Origin of the sequence: Rhodococcus spelaei (genome assembly GCF_006704125.1) — a bacterium.
Taxonomy (GTDB): Bacteria; Actinomycetota; Actinomycetes; order Mycobacteriales; family Mycobacteriaceae; genus Rhodococcus_G; species Rhodococcus_G spelaei.
The window spans coordinates 37441-62007 of record NZ_VIGH01000009.1; the positions used below are offsets into that span (position 1 = coordinate 37441).

The window sequence follows — 24567 nt, forward strand, 5'->3', positions numbered from 1 at the left end:
CTCACGGGGAGCATGATCGACCCCGTGGGCTTTCCGACGGGTGTGCGCGTGACCGGCACGGTCGCGGCGGTTCTGCTCGCCGCGACCGTGGCGGCAGCCGGTCCGCCGGTCGCCTCGGCGGGGCCGGCGGCCCACGCGGCCGACCCCGACCCGCGGGTCGGTGCGCTGTTCGTCGCGAACACCCCGATGCACTTCTGCAGCGGAGCGGTCCTCGACAGCGCGGGCGGCGACCTCGTGGTGACCGCCGCGCACTGCCTCGCGGGCACCGGCGCCGGGGTCAGCTTCGTGCCCGGCTTCGACCGCGGCGTCTCGCCGTTCGGCGAGTGGGCGGTGACGCAGGTGTACCTCGACCCGCGGTGGATCGCCACACAGGATCCCCGCAGCGACTACGCGGTGCTCCGGGTCCGACGCATCGACGCGACCTCCGTGGCCGGGGTGGCGACGGTGGTCGGGGGAGGGCTCCCGATGACGGTCGCGCCGGCTGTCGGCGCGGGCGTCACCGTGACCGGCTATCCCACCGGCGACGACCGGCCGGTCGCGTGTACCGGCGGGGTCACGTCGACCACAGGCTTCCCGACCCTGGCCTGCGACGGCCTGCGGGGCGGCACCAGCGGGGCGCCGTGGGTGGGTCCGGCGGGAGTCGGTGCGGTGGTCGGCGGCCTCGAACAGGGCGGCTGCACCGACTCGGTGTCCTACTCGTCCGAGTTCGGGGCCGATGCGCTGGCGCTGGTTCGACGGGCGGACGGCGGTGAGCCGGGGGACGTCGCGCCGGTCGCGTTAGCGGGTCTGTGCACCGGGTCGTGACGGCCGGTCCGCGGGCTGTGCGAGGCGCCGGAGCTGGGCAGATTAGACTGGTCGGGTGGCAGACACCCAGCATTCCGGCCCCTCGCAGCAAAATCCCGTCCTCGTCGTCGATTTCGGTGCGCAGTACGCGCAGCTGATCGCGCGCCGGGTGCGGGAGGCCAGCGTCTACTCGGAGGTGGTGCCGCACACGGCGACCGTCGAGGAGATCGTGGCTCGTAAGCCGGCGGCGGTGATCCTGTCCGGCGGGCCGTCCAGCGTGTACGCGGACGGCGCCCCGCAGCTCGACGCCCGACTGTTCGACCACGACATCCCGGTGTTCGGCATCTGCTACGGCTTCCAGGCGATGGCGGGGGCGCTCGGCGGCACCGTCACGCACACCGGCACCCGCGAGTACGGCCGCACTCAGCTCAGCGTGGACGGCGGCGTCCTGCATGAGGGTCTCCCGGCGACGCAGCCGGTGTGGATGAGCCACGGCGACGCCGTCACCGACGCCCCGCACGGCTTCGAGGTCACCGCGACCAGTGCGGGCGCGCCGGTCGCGGCGTTCGAGGACCGGGCCCGCCGGCTCGCGGGCGTCCAGTACCACCCGGAGGTGCTGCACTCCCCGCACGGCCAGCAGGTGCTGACCCGGTTCCTGCGCGAGATCGCCGGCATCGCCCCGACCTGGACCGCCGCGAACATCGCCGACGCGCTGATCGAGCAGGTCCGCGAGCAGGTGGGCGAGAAGGGTCAGGCGATCTGCGGTCTGTCCGGTGGTGTCGACTCCGCGGTCGCCGCGGCCCTGGTGCAGCGCGCCATCGGCGACCGGCTGACCTGTGTGTTCGTCGACCACGGCCTGCTTCGGGCGGGGGAGCGCGAGCAGGTCCAGCAGGACTTCGTCGCGTCGACCGGCGCCAAGCTGATCACCGTCGACGCGGTCGACACCTTCCTCGGCGAACTGGACGGTGTCTCCGACCCCGAGACCAAGCGCAAGATCATCGGACGTGAGTTCATCCGCAGCTTCGAGGGCGCGGTGTCCGAGGTGCTCGGTGAGTCCGCGGCGCACGGCGAGGCAGTCGAGTTCCTCGTCCAGGGCACGCTGTACCCGGACGTGGTCGAGTCGGGCGGCGGCACCGGAACCGCGAACATCAAGAGCCACCACAACGTCGGTGGCCTGCCCGAGGATCTGCAGTTCTCGCTCGTGGAGCCGCTGCGGCTGCTGTTCAAGGACGAGGTCCGCGCCGTCGGACGGGCGCTCGGGCTGCCCGAGGAAATCGTTGCGCGCCAGCCCTTCCCGGGGCCGGGCCTGGCGATCCGCATCGTCGGCAGCGTCAACCAGGAGCGTCTGACGCTGCTGCGTCAGGCGGACGCGATCGCCCGCGAGGAGCTCACCGCGGCCGGTCTCGACGGCCAGATCTGGCAGTGTCCCGTGGTGCTGCTCGCCGACGTGCGCAGCGTCGGCGTGCAGGGTGACGGCCGCACCTACGGCCACCCGATCGTGCTGCGTCCGGTCTCCTCCGAGGACGCGATGACCGCGGACTGGACCCGACTGCCCTACGACGTGCTGGAGCGGATCTCCACCCGCATCACCAACGAGGTGCCCGACGTCAACCGTGTCGTCCTCGACGTCACGAGCAAGCCGCCGGGAACCATCGAGTGGGAGTAGGGCGGGCGGTTTCGACCGTTATGTCCTGACGGCGGAGCGGTTGTCGGACATTCCCAGCAGATTCGCAGGAAGGCCCCAGGGTCACTGCCGGGGAGCGTGACTCAATGGCGGGGTGACCCAGACCCGCGAAGAGTTGACCGACCCGACGACCGCCGCCGTACCGGGGCCCGCCGATCGGATCGCCGCGCCCGCGGGCAGTCGACCGGCGACCCGCCCGGAGCGGATCGGGTTGGCGGCGCTGCTCGTCGGCACCGCGGTGGCCTACCTGTGGAACATCACCGTCAACGGCATGGGCAACTCCTTCTACGCCGCCGCGGCGCAGGCCGGTTCGCGGAGTTGGAAGGCACTACTGTTCGGTTCGCTCGACAGCGCCAACTTCATCACCGTCGACAAGCCGCCGGTCTCCCAGTGGGTGATGGGACTGTCCGGGCAGATCTTCGGCTTCAGCAGCGCCGGCATGCTGATCCCACAGGCCCTGATGGCGGTCGCGTCGGTCGCGCTGCTCTACTGCGCGGTCGGAAGGATCAGCGGTCGCGGTGCGGGCCTGCTGGCCGGAGCGGCGCTGGCGTTGACTCCGGTTGCGGCACTGATGTTCCGGTTCAACAACCCGGACGCGGTGATGGTGCTGCTGATGACGGCGGGCGCCTACTGTGCAGTCCGGTCACTGGACCGGGCGAGTGCGCGGTGGATCGCGTTGGCCGGTGTGGCGTTGGGTTTCGCCTTCCTCGCCAAGATGCTCGAGGGTCTGATGGTCATGCCGGCGTTGGCGCTCGCCTTCCTGGTCGCCGCGCCGACGTCGTTGCGCGCACGCCTGCTGCGTCTGCTCGGCGCGCTCGCGGCCTTTCTCGTCTCGTCCGGGTGGTTCGTCGTATTGACGTTGCTGTGGCCGGCGGGTTCGCGGCCGTATCTCGCCGGGTCGACCGACGACAACTTCATGAACCTGGTGCTGGGCTACAACGGTTTCGCGCGGGTTCTCGGCCGCAACCACCCCGGCGGCAGCCAGCCGGCCGATGCCGCGACTACCGGAACTGCCGGGCACGGCGGCGGATTCGGCGGGTTCGGCGGTCAGACGCGGGGCCTGGGCCGGTTGTTCGGCGGCGAGTTCGGTTACGAGATCGGGTGGCTGATCCCGGCCGCCCTGCTGGCGACGGTGCTGGTGATGGTGGCACGGTGGCGCGCCCCGCGCACCGACCTCGTCCGCGCGGGGGCGATCGTCTTTGGCGGCTGGCTGCTGGTGGACGGCCTCGTGTTGAGCTACATGAGCGGCACCATCCACCCGTACTACTGTCTCTCGCTCGCACCTGCGGTCGCGGGCATGTTCGCGATCGGTGTGCACGAGATGTGGACAAGGTGGACAACGTGGTTCGGCCGGTCGGGGCTCGCGGGCATCATCCTCGCGGCCGGGGTGTGGAGCTTCTGGATCCTGGGCCGCAACGCGCACTGGATGCCGGCGCTACGGTGGCTGATCCTGGTCGTCTCGGTCGCGTCGGCGGCGGCGGTGCTGACCGCGTGGACCGGGCGCAGCAGGCGCTTCGGTCTGTTCGCGGTCGCGGCGGGAATGATTGCGGCACTGGCCGGTTCGGGTGCGTACACGGTCGCCACCCTCGGGCAACCGCACACGGGTGGCAGTCCGACCGTCGGTCCCGCTGCCGCCCGGCAGTCCGGTGGATTCGGTGGGTTCGGCGGTGCGGGCCAAGCCAATCCGCAGCTGGACTCGATGCTCGCGACCACCGACACCACCTGGTCGGCCGCGGTCGACAGATCCTCGACGGCGGCGGGCCTCGAGTTGTCCAGCGACACGGCGGTGATGGCGATCGGAGGGTTCACCGGGTCGGATCCGACGCCCACCCTGGCCGAGTTCGTCAACTACGTCAAGGACCGCCAGGTGACCTACTACCTCGTGCAGAACCGCACCGGGGACGGCGGTCGTGACGCCGGCAAGCAGGGCCAGGAAGGTCAGGGGCCGGGTGGTCAGGCGCAGGCCGGTCGCGGTGGTGCACCGGGCGGGCGGGAGAGCGCCCACAAGGACGTCGCGGACTGGGTGGCGGCCCACTTCACCCCGGTCACCGTCGGATCGACGACCGTCTACGACCTCTCCGGATACCGGGGCTGAGTCGGCAACCCCCGATTCACAGCGAACTGTCAGCTCGGTCGGCTCTGGTCAGGAGTTGACTGGAGTCAGGCGTGGCGCACCGACGACGCGTGACGTCGACAACCGCAGAAGAGCCGTCGGAGTACGGAACTGGGCTCGGAGCGAACGGACTGCACCTGCGATCAGATGTAATTGACGACACTCCTCGCCGCAGTCACCTCGGCGGCACGAGGAAGGTGTGACGATGAACGAGAAATGCGGAATGCACGGTTCGCGCCGGGTGATTGTCAGGTTGGCCGTCGCGGGCGCGATCGTCGTGATCCCGATGGTGGCGGCTGTGGGTCCGGCGTTGGCTTCGACGGTGACGCCGGCGCCGCTGCCGGCGGTGCAGGTCGACGGGCACGGCGGGAACTGGAACAACAACTGGGGTCATGGCCGCGGCGACGATCGCGACGGGAACCGCGACGGGAACCGCAACTGGAACAACAACTGGAACAACAACTGGAACAACAACTGGAATCGGAACTGGAACAACAATCAGAACAACAACTACAACTACAACTACAACCAGAATCAGAACCCGTTCGGCGGGCTGTTCAGCCTGTTCGGCAGCTCGTAGTCTTCGGGCACGCACGTCCTCGCCGACATCCCAGGTCGGGATGACGGTGGTTACGCAGCCGCGCCCGGCACCCCGATCCTGGTGGCCAGCCACGGCAGGCCGTCGTTGAACGCCTGGGCGGCGAACTGCCAGGTGTGCCCGCCCGCTCCGGTGTGTACCGCGCAGCTCACCTGCTGGGCGGTCGCGGCCGCGCACAAGGCATCGGCGGCACCCTTCTCGTCGTTGTCCGGGGTGCCGTCGCGTCCGCCGTACCCGCTGCCCGCGGTGTCGGACGGGGGCGGTCGGTTGCCGGCCTGCCCCGGGTCGGCGGTGTGCGCCGCGTTGCCCCGCCGCGGTGAGGCCGAGGTGTCCTCGAACAGTCCGGATACCCCGGTGTAGGGGCCGTGCGCGGCCATGACGGTGGTCGGGTCGAACCTGGCCCACTGCGCGGAGTTTCCGCCGTACAGCCGGTCGACGGTCTGCTCCTTGGTCCCGGACGTCGGTCCGAGGTCGCCCGCGATGTCGACGAAGCTGCCGAACAGGTCCGGGTGCATCACCGTGAGGTCGACGGCGCAGGTGCCGCCCATCGACCAGCCGATGACGCCCCAGTTCGAGGGGCTCGCGGAGGCGCCGAAGGTCGACACCACGTACGGCCGGACGTCTGCGGTGAGATGGTCGGCCGAGTTTCCGCGGGGGCCGTCGACGCATTCGGTGTCGTTGTTGAAGCTGCCGCCTGCATCGACGAACACCAGGATCGGTGCCTGGCCGCCGTGGCTGTTCGCGTAGGCGTCCACCGTCGTCGTGATGTTGCCGCTGCGCATCCAGTCGGCGGGGGTGTTGAACTCGCCGGCGATCATCATCGCGGCGGGCAGGGTGGGCGGGGTTGGGCCGGCGAACCAGGAGGGCGGCAGGTAGACGTACTCGGTGCGGTGGGCGAAGCCGCTCGAGGTGTCCGGAATGTCCACGGGCACCACCTTTCCCGTGGACATCGAGGTGCCGCGCAGCCCCGGCAGTTCGTCGGCGGACACCTGATCCGGCAGTGGACCCGAGGTGACTGCGCCCCAGGCGGCCGCGACGGTCGGGTAGTAGCCGACCCACTGGTTGAGCACCAGTCCGACGCACAGCAGGCTCAGCGGTATCGCGATCACCGACAGGCCGCGGCGCCACCACCGACTGCCCCGCCAGCCGATCACCGCCAGCGCTACCGCGGCCACGAATACGGCCACCCAGATCCACAATGCGCCGGGGGCCGGATCGGAGGACAGGCCCTGCGAATCCATGTACCAGTGCGCGATCAGTGCGCCCAGCGTGCCGACCGCGACGCAGACCGGCACCCAGAGCAGCCGCCAGCGGGCGCTGCGCCAACCGACGACCGCGATCACGGCCGCGACGGTGACGATCTCGGCGGTCAGTGGCAGCCAACCGCCGAGCAGTGACACACCGTGGTGATAGCTTCCGGTGGCATTGAAATTCACGCGGCCAGTCTGCGGGCATTGCCTGTGAGGTCGCTGTGTGGATCGACAACTTTCTGCCAGCCGACGCCCAGGTTGGCGGAGTTCAATGAGTGACGAGTACCGATTCGACGAGATCGCGCGCGAGAGGAGGACGACGATGAGCCATGCGGTACGCACGGCGGCCGCCGACACAGCGCCCACCGACTACGACGAACTGGACGGCGCCGCAACCGCGGCGGCTGCCGGGGACCGGGACGCGACCGCCCGACTGGTCGCGCTCCTCCTGCCACTGGTGACGCGACTGTGCCGTGCCGAGTTCGGCCGGGGGAGCGGTTCGGACGACCTCGCCGCGGGCCTGTGCCCCGCGGTGGCGGCTGCCGTCGTGGCCGCTCGTGGGCCCAGGCGAGCGGAGCGACGGGGGATGTCACCGCTCCGCGTCGCCTACGAGGCGACCGTCCAGCACCTCCAGGGGTTACGCCCGGGTGCTTCGGATGTGCTGGACGGTATTTCGCGTCGTGGACGTGAGGTGTTGACGTTGCGCCTCGCGGTCGGGTTGAGCGTGGAGCAGACCGCCGTCGCGCTGGGAATCACCGCCGGACGGGTTCGAGTCGAGCAGCATCGTGCGGTCACGGCGCTCCGCGGCGACGCGGCCGGAACCACTCAGGGCGCGGACAACTCGGCGGGGTCCACCGCGTAGTCCTCGCGTCCGCACAACGCGCGGGCAACCCACAGCGAGCGGGCCGCGTCCCCGTGTGCGCCGTCCCCGAGATAGTCGAGGTAGTTCTCGACCTCACGGGCCACCGACCACCGTCGGGACAGGTCGCGGCTCAGTCCGGCGGAGTCGGCCAGCGCGTCGCAGCGGGCCCGCAACCCGCCCGCGCCGTGGCCGTCGAGTTCTGCCAGTCGATTCCAGAGCATCGGCGCGACCGCGAACTCGGGTACGGCCAGCATCGGTTTGGGGTCGATGGCCCGCCACCCGTCGCCGTGGGCCAGCACGTTCTCGTAGTGCAGATCCGTGTGCACCAACACCTGAGGTCCGGGGGGCAGGCGGCACACCGAGACGGCCTGCTCGATCAGCCATGAAGGACAAGGCTTTCCGAGTCGGCGCCACCGGTCGGGCAGCTCGTGCGTCCAGCGGCGCGCCAGCTCGGTGAGGGTGTCGAATGCGTGGTCGCCCACGGGAGCAGGCACCGACAGCTCCCGCATCAGTTCGCCCCACTCGTGGATCGCCTGAGCCACCCGCACGTCGGCCAGACTGCGGTCGGCGTCCAGGCGTTCGAGCAGTAGCACCTGGTGCTCCGTCGCCGACCGGAGCATTCGTACCGCGCCACGACCGTCCCACCTCGACAGGGCGGCGCGTTCTGTGGCGGATTCCGGTGCCGGATACGACATCTTGAGCGCCGCGGGGGTGCGGTCGGCGAGCCGGACCGCCAGCACCACCGCGACGTAGCCGTGCCTGAACTCGGCGCCGTCCACCGTCAGCTGCCACTCGTCGAGATAGCGGGAGGTCAGGTCCGGCAGCAGTCCCAGCCACTCGTCGGCATCCGGTGCGTAGGACCGGACTCGGGCCCGGTAGGACTCCGGGACGGCCGGTATCGGCAGCGGCGGCACTACTTTCGACGTCCGGGGGCGAACACCAGGATCACTCCGACCACTACTGCCACGATGACGAAGATCCACCGGAACTCGGCGCCGCCGAACGCGCTGAACCGGTCGGGCCCGATGATCGCCCAGGCGCTGATCAGCAGCGCGGTCAGTCCGCTGAGCAGCAGCAGCGCGGACGGGCGCCGGCTCGTCTTGTCGCCGAGGTCGTTGTTGTCAGCCACGATGCACCTGCATATCTCCGACCTTGCCGGTCATGTTGAGGGTCAGTACCGGTTTGTTCGCGCCGTCCGTACCCAGGCTGAGTCCGTCAGCCAGGCACGACACGTCGCCGATGGCAATCGAGCAGTGGTTCTCGACGTTCATGTTCGGCGGGACCAGGACCGTGAAACTGCCTACCCCCGAGGTGATGTCGACGGTCTTGTTCTCGGTGAGCTGCACCGAACGCAGGTCGAGGGTGAAGTCGCCGAGCTGCCCGGAGTAGGAGGACTGGAGTTCGGCGGCGCTGGCCGGCGCGAAGGTACGGCTTCCGACCTGCTGACTGTTCCAGTCCACCGGCCCGATCAGCGAGGCCAGCATGACGAATCCGATCAGCGGTCCGGTCACCACCAGGAGGCCGTAGCCGCGGCGCAGGAACGCCCCGACAATCAGTCCGATGCCGATCACCGCGAGCGCGACGGCCCCGATTCGGCCGGGGGACAACCATTGCGCACCACTCGCCGCACTGACCCCCCAGGTGGCGGCCGAGGCGATGATCGCGACGCCGAGCACGGTCGAGGTGAGCCGGGACTTCGGCCGCGCCACGATCGCGGGCACGGTCGCCGGCGCCGGCTCGGGCAGGTCCCAGGCGAAGGGGGCGACGCCCAGCGGATCCCACGACGGCGGCTGCGCAGCGGAATCGGTGGGCACGGGGTCGGTGGGCGCGGCGGCGTCCGAGACCGTGTCGGCGGACGGTGCCGCGGTCTGTGCGGTCACGGTCGGCGCCGGCTCGTAGGTCTTCGGCAGCGTCGCGTACACGCCGGGTGTGGTGAACCCGCCGTACTCGGCGGCCGGGGTGACCGTGCCCGGGTAGCCGGTCGGCTGGGTCGGATATGCGAAGCCGACGTCGACGCCGGCGGGCAGCGGGGGCGGCACCGGTCGGCGTTGATGCAGCAGCCACAGTCCGCCGAGCATCAACGCGAGACTGATCAGACCGGAGCCGCCGAGACCGACACCGACCGGGCCGAGGGTGCTCATCGCGATGACCAGCGCCACCGCCAGCACCACCTTCTTGGTGCCGGACTCGGAGCTGTGCCCGCGCCCGAACATCGATTCGGCGGCGGAAACCTGGTCGCCTGCCTGCGGCAGCAGCAGCCAGCAGGCGAGGTAGAGGACGATCCCCACACCGCCGAAGATCGTCGAGACCGCGAACGCGACCCGAACCAGCACCGGGTCGACGTCGTATCGATGGGCGATGCCCGCTGCGACGCCTGCCAGCGGCCCCCGGTGGGGCAACCGCACCGGCCTGGTGCGCCACAGCTCCTGCAGCTGATCGGGGAAGCTCGGATTGCTCATGCCACCATCGTGGCGGGCGTGGCCCGCCGCCACATCGGGACAAACCCTGATCTTTCCGAACCCCCGGTCGCCCGGGTGGATCAGGGTCTGCCCTGATGCGCGGCGACGTGCGCTCGTGCCACCATCGTGGTGTGCAGCCGGTCCCGCATGCCGTCCCCCCTCAGGTCAACAACACGGGGGAGGTGTCCCAGCCCCGTCTCGAACGCCGCGTCGGTGGTCGGGTGATCGGTGGTGTCGCCGGCGGCCTCGCCGACCACCTCGGTGTCGACGTGACCAAGGTGCGGGTGGCATTCGTGATCCTGTCGGCACTGACCGGCATCGGCATCGTGGCGTACGGACTGCTGTGGATCTTCACACCTCCCGGCTCCGACACCGCGCGGCCCAGCCCCGCCGAACGCCGACGAGCACTGGGACTGGCGGTGATCGGGCTCGCGCTGTCGACCGGACTGGCGTGGCTGGTGAGCGGCACGGCCGCCTCGGTGATCGCGCCGGTCATCGTGGTTGCGGTCGGGGCGGCGCTGGTGTGGCGGGAGTACGACGACGACGGCCCGCGCTCGGCGCTCGGGTTGCCGCAGCGACCCACCGTGCTGACCTGGGCCCGGGTGCTGGGCGGGGTGACGCTGATCGTGTTCGGCCTCGGTGTGGTCGTGCTGGCCCGGGTCGACCTCGAGGCACTGCGGTCATCGCTGCTCGCGGTGATCGTCACGCTGATCGGCGCCGGCCTGCTGACCGTGCCGCTGTGGCTCCGGATGTGGCGGGCCCTCGGCGAGGAACGCGCGGCGCGCATCCGCAACGACGAGCGCGAGGAGATCGCCTCGCACCTGCACGATTCGGTGTTGCAGACCCTGGCTCTGATCCAGAAGCAGGCCGACCGCCCGCAGGAGGTCGTGCGGTTGGCGCGCAGCCAGGAACGCGAACTGCGCAAGTGGCTCTTCGGCGGCGGGGACGCCGCGCACGCGAGCCTGGCGGAGGCGTTGCGCACCATCGCGGGCGAGGTCGAGGACCAGCACTGCATCACCGTGCGGCCGGTGACCGTCGGCGACGTGCGCCTCGACGAGCCGGACTGCGGGCTGTCCAAGGAGGCCTTCACCGCGCTGCTCGGCGCGACCCGCGAGGCCCTCGTCAACGCCGCGAAGCATTCGGGAGAGACGAACGTGGACCTGTTCGCCGAGGCGGACCCGCGGGAGGTGAACGTCTTCGTCCGGGACCGCGGCACGGGCTTCGACCTGGCCGCGGTGCCCGCGGACCGGCAGGGACTGGCCAAGTCGATCCGGGCCCGGGTCGAGCGCCGCGGCGGGCAGGTCGAGGTGCAGTCCGCGCCCGGACGCGGGACGGAGATCCGGATCCGGATACCGTTGGGCGGCAACGGTCACGGTGCAGACGAGGTCGCCGAACCCGAGAGCGAGTCCGAGTCGACCCGACCAGCGTCCGCCGAGCACCCAGCAGCCGAACCGAAGGAGCAGTCCAGGTGACAACGCCCGGAACCCCCGCGACGGGTCCCACCGCGTTTCGAGTCTTTCTCGTCGACGACCATGCCGTGTTCCGGTCGGGGGTGCGAGCCGAACTCGGTTCCGAACCCGACATCGAGGTGGTCGGCGAGGCGGGCGGGGTCGCCGACGCCATCGCGGGGATCAATGCGTCCACACCCGACGTCGTGCTCCTGGACGTGCACATGCCGGACGGCGGCGGCGTCGCGGTGCTCGGCGGGATCGAGCCGGGCCCGGTGTGCTTGGCGCTGAGCGTGTCCGACGCGGCGGAGGACGTCATCGCCGTGATCAGGGCGGGTGCGCGGGGCTACGTCACCAAGACCATCTCGGGGTCGGAACTGGCCGACGGGGTGCGGCGCGTCGCGGGCGGCGACGCCGTGTTCGGCCCGCGGCTGGCGGGTTTCGTGCTGGACTCGTTCACCGGTCGCTCCGCAGCCCCGGAACCGCCGCTCGATCCGGAACTGGACTCGTTGACCCCGCGCGAACTCGAGGTGCTCCGACTGCTCGCGCGCGGCTACACCTACCGGGAGATCGCGGAGAACCTGGTGATCTCGGTGAAGACGGTCGAGACGCACGCGTCGAACGTGCTGCGAAAGACCCAGCAGTCCAACCGGAATGCGTTGACCCGCTGGGCGCATCGACGTCAGATCGAGTGACGGTCCGCCGGGGCGGCAGCTCGAGAAGGCGCACGTCGACGCTCGGACCGGCTACGAATTACGTTGACACGGGGCGTGTTTCACGACGCGATCATGAGAACGACGACCACCACGACGGCGATCGCGACGAACAGCAGCACGATCGCGACGGCCAGTGGGACGGCCGAGTGCGGCGTGGGCGCAGGCCGCGGCTCGATCGGCGGGGCGACCGGGATCCGCGGTCCGGGCCGGGGCACGCTCTGCAGCGGGACACTGTTCTGTGCGGCGGGCAGGCCGGTGATCGTGCTGGTGGGCAACCGGTTCGCCCGCACCGGACCGCTGGTCGCGGAGCGGCGAGCCCAGAACGGGACGGTTCCGTCGGCGCCGCGCAGTGGGGTGTCGAGTACGTAACTGACGCTGCCGCCGGCCCCGGCGGCGACCTGGGCCAACAGGTCCCGGGCCTGCGCCATGGTCGGCCGACGCGCCGGATCCGGCTCGAGCAGGTGCAGCAGCACGTCGGTGAGGTCGCCGCTGTGCACCGGACGCATGATCTCCGCCTTGGCGACCTTGTGCAGCAGGGCGATGGTGTTCTCGTCGATGCCGAACGGCGGCTGGCCCTCGGTCGCGGTGTACAGCGTGGCGCCGAGGGAGAACACGTCCGAGGCCTCGGTGGGATCGTCGCCGCGGGCCACCTCCGGGGCGAAATATGCTGGGGTGCCGGTGATCACGCCGGTCCGGGTGAGCTGCGCGTCGCCCTTCGCGCGGGAGATGCCGAAGTCGCTGATCTTGACGGTCCCGGCGCCGCGTCCGCGGTCGGCGATCAGGATGTTGCCGGGCTTGATGTCGCGGTGCACGATGCCCGCGGCGTGCGCCTCCGAGAGTGCGTCGGCGACCTGCGCGCCGATCTGGGCGACCTGCAGTGGGGGCAGGGCCTCGGTGACGTTGAGGGCCTGGGCGAGGCTGCGTGAGGGCAGGTACTCCATGACCAGCCAGGGCTCGCCGCCCTCGAGTGCCACGTCGTACATGGCAATGGCGTGGTCGTGCGACAGTCGGGCCGCGATCCGCCCCTCGCGCATGGCCCGGGCGCGGATCTCCTGGGCGGCCTCCTCGGTGAGGCCCGCGGTGGAGACGACCTGCTTGATCGCGACCTCGCGGTCGAGCAGGGTGTCGTGGGCGAGCCAGACCGATCCCATGCCGCCGCCGCCGAGTTTGGAGCGCAGCCGATAGCGGCCCGCCACCAGGTAGTCCGGTCCGACGATTCGCTGCTCCTGCTCCGCCACACCGTGAGGGTAGTGGACGCACGTTCAGGCCCTTCTGGTGCGCCGTGCACTGCGATCGGCGACACCTTGACGAGGGTCCCGGCAGCGGCTTTACTGGAAAGAGTTCGAATATGTGTTCGAGTTCTGTTAGTCGTGCCGCGCCTTCCCCGCGGATGATCGACCGGCCACGTGCCGGGTGGAGGGAGGCCGTGGTGACGAGTGTCGCGCCCGAGGTCGTGGGCACAGATTTCGTGGGCACAGAAGCTGTGGGCACAGAAGGCGGTGGAGTCTCCCCGGATGCCGGCCTGGCCGGGCTGTCTCGGCAGGAGCGGCTCGACCAGCTCCGCCGCCGGATGGCGGCGGTGCCCGCCCGCGGCGAGGCGGTGGCGCCTCGCCCCGGCCCCGAGCCCGGTGGCGACTTGTCCGGAGACGGCAGACAGGTTCTCCCGGTGCCGCCCGCGCTGGCGTCGCTGCTGCCCCGCGGCGGGCTGGCGCGGGGCACTGTGGTCTCGGTGTCCGGTGCCGGCTCACTGCTGCTGGGTCTGCTCGCGTCGGTGACGGAGTCCGGCGGGCATGCGGCGGTGATCGGACTGCCCCGGCTCGGTCTGCTCTCGGCCATCGAGATGGGGGCCGAACTCGGCCGGCTGGCGCTGATCCCGGACCCGGGACCGGACCCGGTGGAGGTGGCGGCGGTCCTCCTCGACGGCATCGACATGGTGGTGCTGGGGCTCGGCGGGCTCGCGGTACCGCCTTCGCGGGCGCGGGCTGTGGTGGCGCGGGCCCGCAGCAAGGGGTCGACGCTGGTGGTGACGGACGGGCACTGGGGTGGCGCGGAGGTCAGGCTGGAGGCCGCGGTCCGGGACTACGACGGGCTGGGGTGCGGGCCGGAGCTGGGGCGTGGCCGGTTGCGTGGGCTGCGGCTCGCGGTCAGCGCAGAAGGCCGGGCGTTCCAGCGGCGCACTGCGCGGCTCGACGTGCGGCCGGTAGGCAGTCGTGTGGAGTGGCTGCCGGACATGCCCGCCCGGGATCTCGGGTCGGGCGAGCACGAGGGTGCGCTCGCCCGCAGCAGCGGTGTGGCATGACCGCCGGTCCGGCCTCGCGGGTGGTGGCGCTGTGGTGTCCCGACTGGCCCGCGATCGCGGCCGCGGCGGGTGCGGACCTGCCCCCGACCGAGCCGGTGGCGGTGACGTCGGGCAATCGGGTTGTCGCGTGTTCGGCGACCGCCCGAGCCGAAGGGGTGCGACGGGGACTGCGCAAGCGGGAGGCGCAGGGCCGATGCCCGCGACTGCGGGTCTTCGCCGCGGACCCCGCTCGCGACGCCCGGATGTTCGAGCCGGTGGCTGCGGCGATCGACGCGGTGGCTCCCGGGGTGGAGGTGCTGCGCCCCGGGCTGCTGGTGCTCGCCGCCAGGGGGGTCAGTCGCTACTTCGGTTCCGAGGAATCCGCCGCGGAACGCCTCGTCGACGAGGCCTCGGCGGCCGGGGTGGAATGTCAGGTCGGGGCGGCGGACGAGCTGTCCACCGCGGTGATCGCGGCCCGTCGAGCGGCGCTGGTCCCGCCCGGTGGCGGCGCCAGGTTCCTGGCTCCGCTGCCGGTGGCGGAACTGGCTGCCGAACCGAGCCTGGCAGCCGCCGAGCGCGTCGAACTGGTGGACCTGCTGCACCGGCTCGGGCTGCGCACCGTGGGAGACTTCGCGGCCCTGACCCCGGTGGCGGTGGCGTCCCGGTTCGGGACCGATGCCGTGGCGGCGCACCGCAGTGCCCGGGGCGAGCCGGAGCGACCGCCGTCGGCTCGGTCGCTGCCGCCGGATCTCGAGGTGCAGCAACGGTGTGACCCGCCGGTGGAGCGGGTGGACGCGGCAGCCTTCGCCGGACGGGCGCTCGCGGAGCGGTTGCACGTCAAGCTGTCCGCGGCCTCGGTCGCGTGCACTCGACTGCTGGTGCACGCCAGTACCGGGAACGGGGAACATCTTTCGCGTACCTGGCGGTGCGCGGAACCGCTCACCCCGGAGGGTACGGCGGACCGGGTGCGCTGGCAGTTGGACGGCTGGCTCAGTGGTCGCAGCGAGTCCCGGCCGACGGCGGGGATCGAGGTGCTGCGACTCGAGCCGGTGGAGGTGGTGGCGGCCGGGGCGTTGCAGTTGGGGCTGTGGGGCGGGGTCGGCGCAGAGGACGAGCGAGCCAGGCGGGCGCTGGTCCGGGTCCAGGGGCTGCTCGGCGGCGATGCGGTGCGCGTCGGCGTGCTCAGTGGGGGCAGGGGGCCGGGGGAGCGGGTCACCCTGCTGCCGCTCGGCGACGAACTGGTACCGGAGTCGGATCCGTCGGCGCCCTGGCCGGGCCGGCTGCCCGAGCCCGCTCCCTCGGCGGTGCTGCCCGGCCGGCCGCCGGTGACGCTCGAGGATGCGGCGGGTGCGGCGGTGGCGGTCACCGCCCGCGGTGCGTTCACGGCCCCGCCGGCGAGGCTGCGGTGGGGCACGAGGAGTTGGGAGCTGTCCGGCTGGGCGGGGCCATGGCCGGTGGACGAGCGGTGGTGGGATCCGGCGGAGGCGAGGCGGTCGGCGCGCGCCCAGGTGCTGCTCGCGCGGGGGCGTGATCGAGACCCCGGCGGCGTCGAGCCGCGAGCGCTGCTGCTGGTCTTCGGCGGGTCCGGGTGGAATGTCGAGGGAGTCTACGAGTGAGTCGCGGCGGTCCGGCAGCCGTTGCGACATACCCACTGGGGGTATACCCTCGGCTCATGACCTCCGAGCGAGGAACACGCACCGACCACCTCGACCATCGGCCCCGTGGCGGTGACTCGCAACTCGGGCCGCCGCACGGCGAGCATTCGGACCACGGCGAGATGCACCCCGCCGGCCACGAGCATCCCGGTCAGGATCATTCTGAGCATGCCGGCCACGGCGACCACGCCGCCCAGTTCCGGCGACTGTTCTGGATCATGCTCGCCGTCGCTGTGCCGGTGGTGCTCGCCAACGTGATGTTCGCCGACCTGGTCGGGTACACGCTGCCCCACGACGGTCCCGTCACCTGGATCTCCCCACTGCTCGGCACGGTGATGTACCTCTGGGGCGGCAGGCCCTTCCTCGCCGGTGCGGTCTCGGAGATCCGGGCCCGTCAGCCCGGCATGATGCTGCTCATCGCGTTGGCGATCACGGTCGCCTTCGTCTCGTCCTGGGGCGCGAGCCTCGGCATCCTCAGTCACGAACTCGACTTCTGGTGGGAGCTGGCACTTCTCGTCGTGATCATGCTGCTCGGGCACTGGATCGAGATGCGTTCGCTCGGCCAGGCATCCAGCGCGCTCGAGTCGCTGGCCGCGCTGCTACCGGACGAGGCCGAGCGGCTCGACGCCAGCGGTGGCACGGAAGATGCAGTGACCGTACCGATTTCGGACCTGGTGGCCGGCGACCTCGTCATCGTCCGGCCCGGTGGCCGCGTCCCCGCGGACGGCACCATCGTCGAGGGAGTCGCCGACGTCGACGAGTCGATGATCACCGGCGAGTCCCTGGCCGTGCGGCGGGCACCCGGCGACCGGGTGGTCGCGGGCACCGTCACCACCGACTCGGCGCTGCGGGTGCGGATCACCGCGGTCGGGGAGGACACCGCGCTCGCCGGGATCCGGCGTCTGGTCGCCGAGGCGCAGAACTCGTCCTCGCGCGCACAGGTTCTCGCCGACCGGGCCGCGGGCTGGCTGTTCTGGTTCGCCCTCGGCGCCGCCGTGCTGACGGCGCTCGCCTGGCTGCTCCTGGGCACCCCCGAGGACGCGGTCACCCGCACCATCACCGTGCTCGTCATCGCCTGCCCACACGCGCTCGGCCTGGCGATTCCCCTGGTGGTGTCCATCGCCACCGAACGCGCGGCCCGCGCCGGCGTGCTCGTCACCGACCGTCGTGCGCTCGAGACGATGCGCACCGTCGACGCCGTCCTGTTCGACAAGACCGGCACCCTGACCAAGGGTGAGCCGGCCGTCGTCGCGGTCGCGGCGACCACCGGGCACACCGAGGACGAGGTGGTCGCGCTGGCCGCCGCGGTCGAGGGTGACAGCGAGCATCCGCTCGGCAGGGCCGTCGTCGAGGCCGCCCGACATCGCGGGGCAGCCGTACCCACGGCCTCCGGCTTCCATGCCCTGGGCGGCGTCGGGGTGACCGCAGAGGTCGACGGGGCGCGGGTCAGTGTCGGCGGCCCGGGCATGCTCGCCGACCACCGGCTGACCGCGCTCGCGCAGACGGAGGACTGGGCCGGCCGAGGATCGACGGTGCTGCACGTGATCCGCGACGACCGGGTGGTCGGGGCGCTCGCCCTCGCCGACGAGATCCGGCCGGAGTCGAAGCAGGCGATCGACGCCCTGCATGCGCGCGGCGTCACCGTCGCGATGATCACCGGCGACGAGGAAGCCGTCGCACAGTCGGTCGCCCGCAGTCTCGGGATCGGGGCGAGCGGAGAGGTGGGGGAGGTGGCAGACGAGGTCTTCGCCGGAGTGTTGCCGCAGGACAAGGGCGCCAAGGTCAAGGCCCTGCAGTCCGCGGGCGCGGCGGTGGCCATGGTCGGCGACGGTGTCAACGACGCGCCCGCACTGGCCCAGGCCGACGTCGGCATCGCGATCGGCGCGGGCACCGACGTCGCGATCGCGTCGGCCGGGGTGGTCCTCGCCAGCGACGACCCCCGCTCGGTGCTGTCGGTGATCGAACTGTCCCGGGCCGCCTACCGGAAGATGGTGCAGAACCTCAGCTGGGCCGCCGGCTACAACGCCATCGCGGTGCCGCTCGCCGCGGGGGTCCTCGCGCCGTGGGGATTCACCCTCCCGATGGAGGTCGGCGCCCTGCTGATGTCCGCGTCCACCGTGGTGGTGGCCGTCAACGCCCAGTTGCTTCGGCGGCTCGACCTGCGGCCCGACGCGATCCTCGGGGGGTCGGGTGGCTAACCTGGCTGGCGGGAATGCGTAGGTCCCGAAGGACGGTTCTGGGTTGATGGCGACAACGACGGCCACCCTCGGCGGTATCGAGATCGCCTATCGAGACTCGGGCGGAACCGACCCGGTGCCGGTCGTGCTCGTACACGGCATGGGCGGTGACAGCCACACCTGGGATCGGTTCGCCCGGACCCTGATTCGTCGCGGACGCCGGGTCGTCTCGGTCGACCTGCGTGGTCACGGCCGGAGCGCGCACGCGCAGTCGTACCGGTTCGCCGAGTTCGGCGACGACCTGATCGCACTGTCCGACCACCTCGAGCTCGACCAGGCCGACCTGGTCGGACACTCGCTCGGCGGGCACGCGGTCTCGCTCGTCGCGCAGACGCGTCCGGACCTGGTCCGCAGGCTCGTACTCGAGGAGGCGCCGCTGCCGCTGCGGCCCGACGAGACGATGGGGTCGCTGTCGCGTCGGCTGCCGTCGCCGGTGGAGCTGTGGCACGCGGTGACCAGCATGGCCCGCAGTCCGCGGGCGGTGTTTGCGTTCGACCGGTCGATGACCCGTTCTGCGCTCGAGCAGTTCCACGCTGCGCACCCGGACTGGTGGGCGGGACTGCCGTCGATCAGTGCGCCGACCCTGGTGATCTCGGGCGGGCCCGCGGCATGGTCGACGCGGACAGGCTCGCCGCGGCGCTCGCCGCCATCCCCGACGTCCGTGCGGTGACCATCGAGGTCGGGCACAGCGTGCACCGCGACCGCCCGACCGAGTTCGAGGCCGAGGTCACGGCGTTCCTCGCCGGCTCGTAGTTTCGGGTCCCGTCACCAGCCGGCGCTGAAGGAGTACCAGGGTCCGCGCAGGTGCCAGACCTTGACGCCCTCGCCGACGGGGTCCGGCGTCGCCGGTTCGCCGTTCGGCAGGTAGGCGACGCCGTCGTCGTTCAGGAAACCGCTGTCGCGGACGATGAAGTAGATGTTGTCCTCGTGGGTGCGCGTGCCCCGCACCTCATAGCTGCCGATCCGGCGGTCCTGGGTGGACCCGTCCGCACCGGAATGGATCGTGTCGACCGCCGCCTCGAACTCCGACTGGGACAACTGCCAGCGCGACTGCCGCGGCGCGTCGAACACGAGCAGAGCGAGGCCGGTGAGGGCGACGAGCGGCACCGCGGCGATCCAGTTCGACCAGGCACCGTGACGCAGGAAATACGTGCCGGTCTTGAGCGTCCAGCCCACCGCGACGATCACCGCAGGCCAGAAGCAGCCGAGGATCAGGATCCAGCCGTTCGGCGTCGGATAGCTGTACGCCCACAATGCGGCCAGGCAGACCAGGACCGCCCAGGTCAGCAGGACCCCACGGGGAGGCTTGTCCCAGAACGCATTCCACCACCGCCGCACGGCAGCCCCCTCGCCCGTCAGCCCGACCCGCTCCGGAGCCTACCCGCCGAGCGGCTGCCCGCCGCCGAGCTGCCGGACGTAGGTCGCCGGTGGGGTCCCGACTGCCGCGGTGAAATCGCGGATCAGGTGGGCCTGGTCGCTGAACCCCAACTCGTCGGCCAGTTCCGCCCACGCGATCGGGGTCCCGCTGTGCGCCCGCTCGGCGGCGTCGAGCAGCCGGTGTCGCCGGATCACCCACTTCGGACCGATTCCGACGTACTCGGTGAACAGGCGTTGCAGGGTGCGGACGCTCAGTCCGGCGAGGGCGGCGACTTCGTCGACCCGGTGGATCGACGTGTCCTGCTCGATCCGGGTGACCAGTTCGGATACCCGGTCGACCGCCGGGTCCAGTTGGGGCGACAGCGATTCCAGGTAGTCCTCGACGGCGTCGGCCATCGCGTCGTTGTCGGTGGTGGCCAGGGCTGCCGCGGCCACCGGCCCGTCGTCCACGCCGACCAGGGGGCCGACCGGGAGCACGGCGCCGGCGAGATCGCCGACGCTCGACCGCAGGAACGGCCGGAATCCACCGGCCCGGAACGCAACCCCGATCACGTGCCCGGTGCCGGCGAGTCGACGGTGGAACGGATCGCGGTTGACCCCGTGGACGAGCAGTCGGCCGTCCTCGGTGGCGAGGTGAATCTTGGGCTGCGGCAACACCTGCTGGTCGCGAACGCCGTCCACCCGCCAGTGCACGATCCAGAGGTACTCGACGAACGCCCGCAACGAATCCCGCGGCAGCCGGCGCGACACCTCGATCGACTGCGCCGCCTCGTCGGGTCGCACGATCGCCTCGGGCACGCCGCGGGGTTCGGTCATGCCCCGATATTAGTGGCGCCGGCTTCTAGGATCGTCGTCATGGCACTGACAGCGCTCGACGTCAAACTCCTCGGCTGGTCCGCCGCCTACGTGGCGTCGCAGGCGAACATCGCTCGACTGCTGGGCCCGGCCGCACCGAAGCTCCTCGCGACCCAGACCGCGATGTCGGCGCGCTCCTACCGCGCCGTCCTCGACAGCATGGACGACGCGGAAACCGCGCGGTTCCGTAGCCATTTCGCGCCGGACATGGTGCATCCGGTGATTTACGCGGCCGCGCTGTGCACCGGTGCCAAGCGGCTCGGGCAACTCTCCGAACTGTCCCCGGCGACGCGGCGCGCGCTGTACGCGGCACCGGTCGTCGCGGCGGCCGCCGACTACGTGGAGAACGTGGTGGACCTGCATCTGCTCGACCACCGCGAGGCGATCACCGACACCCGGGTGCGAGCGATCTCGACCGTGAGCATCACCAAGTGGGTGCTGAGCATCGGCGCGCTCGCCTACCTGTCGCAGGGATTCGTGCGCGTGTGGGTGGGGATGGCGACCGGTCGCCGCCGCGGCTCGGGCGAAGCTTCGGGCAGAGTTTGAGTCGTCGCGTTTGTTCAAGCCCCGGCTGATCCCGGGCCATAGCGTGGGGGCATGGCAGTGGAACGGACCACGGAGTACTTCACCGACGCGTCGGCCTTCCGGGACTGGCTGGCCGGTCACCACGACAGTTCGCCCGGGATCTGGCTGAAGATCGCCAAGAAGGACCGGGGGAAGTCGAGCGTCAGCTACGACGAGGCGCTGGACGCCGCGCTCTGCTTCGGGTGGATCGACGGGCAGAAGCGCGCCCTCGACGACGACTTCTGGTTGCAGGGCTTCAGCGCGCGCAGGGCCCGCAGTCCGTGGTCCAAACGCAATCGGGACAAGGCGGAGCGGCTGCTCGCGGACGGCGTGATGCTCGAGCCGGGACTGGCCGAGGTCGAGGTAGCCAAGGCCGACGGTCGCTGGGACCGCGCCTACGAGGGGCAGTCGACGGCGACCGTGCCCCAGGACTTCCTCGACGCGTTGGCACAGGTCCCGGCCGCGGAGCAGTTCTTCGCGACGCTGAACAAGGTCAACCGGTATGCGGTGGCCTACCGGCTGCAGGACGCCAAGAAGCCCGAGACCCGGGCCCGCCGCATCGACAAGTTCGTGCAGATGTTCGCGGAGGGCAAGGCGATCCACGGGTGAGCTCACGGGGCAGAATGGGCCGGTGACCGACCCGACCCGCACCGACGTACGCGACCAGCCCGAGGCGGCGCTCGTCCCGTGGACGTGTTCCGCCCGCTCGGCCGTCGACGAGCCGCTGCCCGGCACCGCCGCCCAGGTCACCGGCTGGCTGTGCCTCGAACACCCGGGCGCCTGGGGGCGTGACGTGTTCTCCGGGGAGGCGTTCGGGCCGGAAGTCTCGACCGCCCTCGAACGGCGAATGGACGAGGCCGGACTTCGGTTGCTGCTGATCCGCCGCCCAGGCCGGGCGGTCGAGGCTCCGCGCCGCCGGACCGTGCTGCTGGCCCGATCCGATCCGTCCGGCACCTGGTGCGAGCAGCTGGAGGTGTCGGAGCCGGGCGACCTGCTCGATCTCGACCTGGCGCTGCCCGCGGCGCCGTCGGGCATCGGGCGGCGGGTCACCGATCCCGTGGTGCTGGTCTGCGCGCACGGCAAACGTGACCAGTGCTGCGCGGTGCTGGGCCGCCCCGTCGCCGCCGACCTGTCCGCCCGGTTCGGCGACGCGGTGTGGGAGTGCTCGCACACCGGTGGGCACCGTTTCGCACCGTCGATGATCGTGCTGCCCACCGGCTACACCTACGGCCGGTTGACCGCCGGACAGAGCGTCGAGGCGGTGCTGGCCGCCGGACGAGGCGAGGTGTACCCGCAGGGCCTGCGGGGGCGCAGCTGCTGGACGCCCGCCGGTCAGGTAGCAGAAGTTGCGGTGCGCCAACGAGTTCCGGCCGGTGCTGACGACCTCACTGTGGACGAATCCGGTGCGGTGCCGGTGGTCCGGCACCGGGACGGCCGGTCCTGGACGGTCGACGTGTCGAGCATCGGGCTCGAACCTCGGCCCGCGAGCTGCGGCGCGGTCTCCAAGCCGGTCGCGGCACTGGTCGCCGGGGCGGTCACCGCGCTGTAACTACCAGTGCGTGCCGGGCACCAGCCGGGCCAGTCGACGAACCACCCGACCGGTGACGGACCGTCGGTGCTGACCGACCGCGACCGCTCGGTCGGGGACAGCCGAATCGTCCTGCGGCGCAGGGGAGTGCCCCTTGGCGGCGGGTGAGTCGGGGAACGCCAGGTACATCTGGTGCAGGATGCGGTCGGTGGTACCCGGCGCGAACATGTGCCCGTACTCGCCGAGCGTGCCGAGTGGGACGTCGATCCGCTTGGGCCGCTCGATCAGGGCCCGTACCACCATGGCGGCGGCATGCTCGGGGCTGATCGCCCTGCCGACGTTCGCTCCTCCCGACGGCGTGATCATCGGGGTCTGTACGAGCGGCATGTGGATGGTGGTGAAGGTGATTGCGTCCGAGAGGGTTTCGGAGGCGACGGTGTCGGTGAACCCGTCCAGCGCGGACTTGCTCGCGATGTAGGCCGAGAACCGCGGCGAGCGGCCCTGCACTCCCGCGGTGCTGATGTTCACCACGTGCCCGAACCGCCGCTCGCGCATCTGGGGCAGCAGCGCGAGGATCAGTCGCACCGCACCGAAGTAGTTGACCGCCATGGTGCGCTCGTAGTCGTGGAAGCGGTCGGTCGAGGCGTACACGCCGCGGCGGATGGACCGGCCTGCGTTGTTCACCAGCATGTCGACATGGCCGTGCGCATCGAGAACGGTCTTGATCGTCTGGTCGACGGATTCACCGTCGGTGATGTCGCACGGGTAGCCGAACGCGGACCCGCCGGCTTCCCGGACCTGGGCGACCGTCGCCTCGAGTGCCTCGGCGCCGCGGGCGATCAGCAGCACCGTCGCGCCCTTCTCCGCGACCGCCAGTGCCGCGGCCCGGCCGATGCCCGACGATCCGCCCGTGATGAGTACCGTCCGCCCGACCAGCGGTCCGGCCGGGTCGGCGCGCCGGTACCGGTTCGGGTCGAGGTTCGCCTGCCAGTATCGCCACAGGACGTCGGCGTAGGAACCGAAGCGGGGCACCGTGATTCCGGTCCCGGCCAGTGCCCGCTCGGTCCGCGTCGAGTCGAAGGTGGTCGGCATGGTGAGGTGTTCGAGGATGATCGGCGGGATGCCCAGACGGCGCAGGGCGACGTCGCGGGCGGTCCTCGCGGCGCGGAGCGGCGGTCGCAGCACCGGCGCCGCGACGACGGCGGGCAGGTCGGCGACCGGACGCGGGGCGCCGGCGGCCGCCGCCAGCGCGGCGTAGATCTCGCGCATCGGCTGCGGCCGTGGATTGACCAGGTGGAACACCTCGCCGTCGCGACCGGGCGCCAGCATCAGTTCCACGATCGCCCGCGCCACGTAGTCGACGGGAACGATGTTGGTGGCGCCGAGATTCGGCACCGCGACCGGCAGGAGCGCGGGCAGTTTCGCCAGTCCCGCGATCGCCGGGAACAGGTAGTACGGGCCGTCGATCTTGTCCATCTCGCCGGTCGCCGAATCGCCGACCACCGCGGCGGGCCGGTAGATCCGCCAGGCAGGTCCGCCGCTCTCGCGGACCAGTCGCTCGGCCTCGAACTTGGTGCGGTGGTACGGCGTGGGGAAGGACTGTCCGAGGTCGAAGTCGGTCTCGGTGAAGGTGCCACGGTAGTCGCCCCCGACGGCAACCGAGGAGACGTGATGCAGTGTGGCGCCGAGCTTCTCGGTCAGAGCGATCACCGCGCGGGTGCCGTCGACATTGGTGGCGGCCTGCTCGTCGCCCGCCGTCATGTCGTAGATCGCGCCCAGGTGCAGGACGTGGTCGGCCGGGGGCGGCGTCGTGTCGAGCCCGAGTCCGGGCGCGGTGAGGTCGCCGATCAGCGGATGTATCCGCTCGCCGCCGTCCCAGCCCGCAGCGAGCCGCTCGAGTCGGGTCGCCGAACCCGGTCGGACCAGCACGTGGACCTGCGCGCCGGGCAGTCGCGCGAGCAGCAGTGGCAGTACGTTGCGGCCGAGGAATCCGGTCCCGCCGGTCACGATGAAGGTCGACATCCGTTCTCCTCCCACAGGGGCTACGGCTTCATCACCCGAGGCTTCGCCCGAGACCAGGTCATCCGAGAATGTCTGTAACTTACTCCAAAGTAAGAAGTCTGTGAACCCATTGCCCCGGCGCCTCGCGGCCGCTGTCGG

General features: G+C 71.3%; 21 protein-coding genes and 1 pseudogene. 14 read left to right on the forward strand and 8 right to left on the reverse strand.

Translation table 11 applies throughout. The features are described 5' to 3' along the window. The first annotated feature begins 24 nt into the window (after positions 1 to 24). The 4 genes from FK531_RS18740 to FK531_RS22480 all read left to right on the forward strand — a co-directional run bounded on the left by FK531_RS18740 (position 25) and on the right by FK531_RS22480 (position 5160). The gene (locus tag FK531_RS18740; RefSeq protein WP_246098263.1) at positions 25 to 804 is read left to right on the forward strand and encodes a trypsin-like serine peptidase; all 780 of its coding nucleotides are present in this window, start codon (positions 25 to 27) and stop codon (positions 802 to 804) included. A 55-nt stretch (positions 805 to 859) separates the two neighbouring features. Then, the gene (gene guaA, locus FK531_RS18745; protein WP_142102082.1) at positions 860 to 2449 is read left to right on the forward strand and encodes a glutamine-hydrolyzing GMP synthase; all 1590 of its coding nucleotides are present in this window, start codon (positions 860 to 862) and stop codon (positions 2447 to 2449) included. A gap of 112 nt (positions 2450 to 2561) precedes the next feature. Then, a complete protein-coding gene (locus FK531_RS18750) occupies positions 2562 to 4562 on the forward strand; it encodes an ArnT family glycosyltransferase (RefSeq protein ID WP_435531069.1) in 2001 nt (666 codons plus the stop codon). Positions 4563 to 4785: 223 nt separating this feature from the next. Further along, positions 4786 to 5160 carry a hypothetical protein gene (locus FK531_RS22480; protein WP_181763025.1) on the forward strand — a complete coding sequence of 125 codons (375 nt, stop codon included), beginning with the start codon at positions 4786 to 4788 and terminating at the stop codon, positions 5158 to 5160. A gap of 50 nt (positions 5161 to 5210) precedes the next feature. On the opposite strand, the gene FK531_RS18760 is transcribed toward FK531_RS22480, so the two are convergent. Then, the gene (locus FK531_RS18760; protein WP_246098264.1) at positions 5211 to 6614 is read right to left on the reverse strand and encodes an alpha/beta hydrolase; all 1404 of its coding nucleotides are present in this window, start codon (positions 6612 to 6614) and stop codon (positions 5211 to 5213) included. A gap of 136 nt (positions 6615 to 6750) precedes the next feature. Between FK531_RS18760 and FK531_RS18765 the strand changes: the two genes are divergently transcribed. Beyond that, a complete protein-coding gene (locus tag FK531_RS18765) occupies positions 6751 to 7290 on the forward strand; it encodes a sigma factor-like helix-turn-helix DNA-binding protein (RefSeq protein WP_181763026.1) in 540 nt (179 codons plus the stop codon). On the opposite strand, the gene FK531_RS18770 is transcribed toward FK531_RS18765, so the two are convergent. Genes FK531_RS18770 through FK531_RS18780 form a run of 3 tightly spaced genes read right to left on the reverse strand, consistent with a single transcriptional unit; the run spans position 7254 to position 9749 of the window. Continuing rightward, the gene (locus tag FK531_RS18770; protein WP_181763027.1) at positions 7254 to 8204 is read right to left on the reverse strand and encodes an aminoglycoside phosphotransferase family protein; all 951 of its coding nucleotides are present in this window, start codon (positions 8202 to 8204) and stop codon (positions 7254 to 7256) included. The two genes, FK531_RS18765 and FK531_RS18770, sit on opposite strands and share 37 nt — an antisense overlap. Next, positions 8204 to 8419, reverse strand: a complete 216-nt coding sequence (locus tag FK531_RS18775) for a hypothetical protein (RefSeq protein WP_181763028.1) — start codon at positions 8417 to 8419, stop codon at positions 8204 to 8206. The genes FK531_RS18770 and FK531_RS18775 overlap by 1 nt, the downstream gene beginning before the upstream one ends. Beyond that, a complete protein-coding gene (locus FK531_RS18780) occupies positions 8412 to 9749 on the reverse strand; it encodes a PspC domain-containing protein (RefSeq protein WP_142102092.1) in 1338 nt (445 codons plus the stop codon). The genes FK531_RS18775 and FK531_RS18780 overlap by 8 nt, the downstream gene beginning before the upstream one ends. 131 nt (positions 9750 to 9880) lie before the next feature. On the opposite strand from FK531_RS18780, the gene FK531_RS18785 reads away from it, so the two are divergent. Together FK531_RS18785 and FK531_RS18790 are read left to right on the forward strand one after the other, a co-directional pair. Next, complete coding sequence (locus FK531_RS18785) at positions 9881 to 11221, forward strand: ATP-binding protein (protein ID WP_246098265.1); 1341 nt, start codon at positions 9881 to 9883, stop codon at positions 11219 to 11221. Continuing rightward, positions 11218 to 11892: a response regulator gene (locus FK531_RS18790; protein ID WP_142102096.1), complete on the forward strand. Its 675-nt coding sequence runs from the start codon at positions 11218 to 11220 to the stop codon at positions 11890 to 11892. Before FK531_RS18785 ends, FK531_RS18790 begins: the two co-directional genes overlap by 4 nt. Before the next feature lie 80 nt (positions 11893 to 11972). Here the strand turns inward: FK531_RS18790 and FK531_RS18795 are convergent, their stop codons facing one another. Beyond that, a complete protein-coding gene (locus tag FK531_RS18795) occupies positions 11973 to 13151 on the reverse strand; it encodes a serine/threonine-protein kinase (protein WP_142102098.1) in 1179 nt (392 codons plus the stop codon). 191 nt (positions 13152 to 13342) lie between these two features. On the opposite strand from FK531_RS18795, the gene imuA' reads away from it, so the two are divergent. From imuA' to FK531_RS18815, 4 genes and pseudogenes are all read left to right on the forward strand, one after another. After that, positions 13343 to 14212, forward strand: coding sequence for a DnaE2-dependent mutagenesis accessory factor ImuA' (imuA', locus tag FK531_RS18800; protein ID WP_494338133.1), 870 nt, complete (start codon positions 13343 to 13345; stop codon positions 14210 to 14212). Beyond that, positions 14209 to 15807 (forward strand): DNA polymerase Y family protein, encoded by a 1599-nt coding sequence (locus FK531_RS18805; RefSeq protein ID WP_142102100.1) that lies wholly within the window; start codon positions 14209 to 14211, stop codon positions 15805 to 15807. The genes imuA' and FK531_RS18805 overlap by 4 nt, the downstream gene beginning before the upstream one ends. Positions 15808 to 15968: 161 nt before the next feature. Further along, on the forward strand, positions 15969 to 18044 hold the full coding sequence (locus FK531_RS18810; RefSeq protein ID WP_246098278.1) for a heavy metal translocating P-type ATPase: 2076 nt from the start codon (positions 15969 to 15971) through the stop codon (positions 18042 to 18044). A 46-nt stretch (positions 18045 to 18090) separates the two neighbouring features. After that, positions 18091 to 18836 (forward strand): annotated as a pseudogene (locus FK531_RS18815) (alpha/beta fold hydrolase). Between the two features lie 12 nt (positions 18837 to 18848). On the opposite strand, the gene FK531_RS18820 reads toward FK531_RS18815, so the two are convergent. Then, positions 18849 to 19421, reverse strand: coding sequence for a UbiA prenyltransferase family protein (locus tag FK531_RS18820; protein WP_142102104.1), 573 nt, complete (start codon positions 19419 to 19421; stop codon positions 18849 to 18851). 39 nt (positions 19422 to 19460) lie between these two features. Next, complete coding sequence (locus FK531_RS18825; protein WP_142102106.1) at positions 19461 to 20276, reverse strand: AraC family transcriptional regulator; 816 nt, start codon at positions 20274 to 20276, stop codon at positions 19461 to 19463. A 39-nt stretch (positions 20277 to 20315) separates the two neighbouring features. Here FK531_RS18825 and FK531_RS18830 point away from each other — a divergent pair, with 39 nt between their 5' ends. From FK531_RS18830 to FK531_RS18840, 3 genes are read left to right on the forward strand one after another with little or no spacing between them, the layout of a single operon-like run. Further along, positions 20316 to 20861: a hypothetical protein gene (locus FK531_RS18830; protein ID WP_142102108.1), complete on the forward strand. Its 546-nt coding sequence runs from the start codon at positions 20316 to 20318 to the stop codon at positions 20859 to 20861. A gap of 51 nt (positions 20862 to 20912) precedes the next feature. Beyond that, a complete protein-coding gene (locus FK531_RS18835) occupies positions 20913 to 21488 on the forward strand; it encodes a YdeI/OmpD-associated family protein (RefSeq protein ID WP_142102110.1) in 576 nt (191 codons plus the stop codon). 22 nt (positions 21489 to 21510) lie between these two features. After that, entirely contained in the window at positions 21511 to 22428 is a 918-nt protein-coding gene (locus FK531_RS18840) for a ferredoxin family protein (RefSeq protein WP_246098266.1), read from the forward strand. Here the strand turns inward: FK531_RS18840 and FK531_RS18845 are convergent, their stop codons facing one another. Beyond that, a complete protein-coding gene (locus FK531_RS18845) occupies positions 22429 to 24429 on the reverse strand; it encodes an SDR family oxidoreductase (protein ID WP_142102114.1) in 2001 nt (666 codons plus the stop codon). Positions 24430 to 24567: the final 138 nt, after the last annotated feature.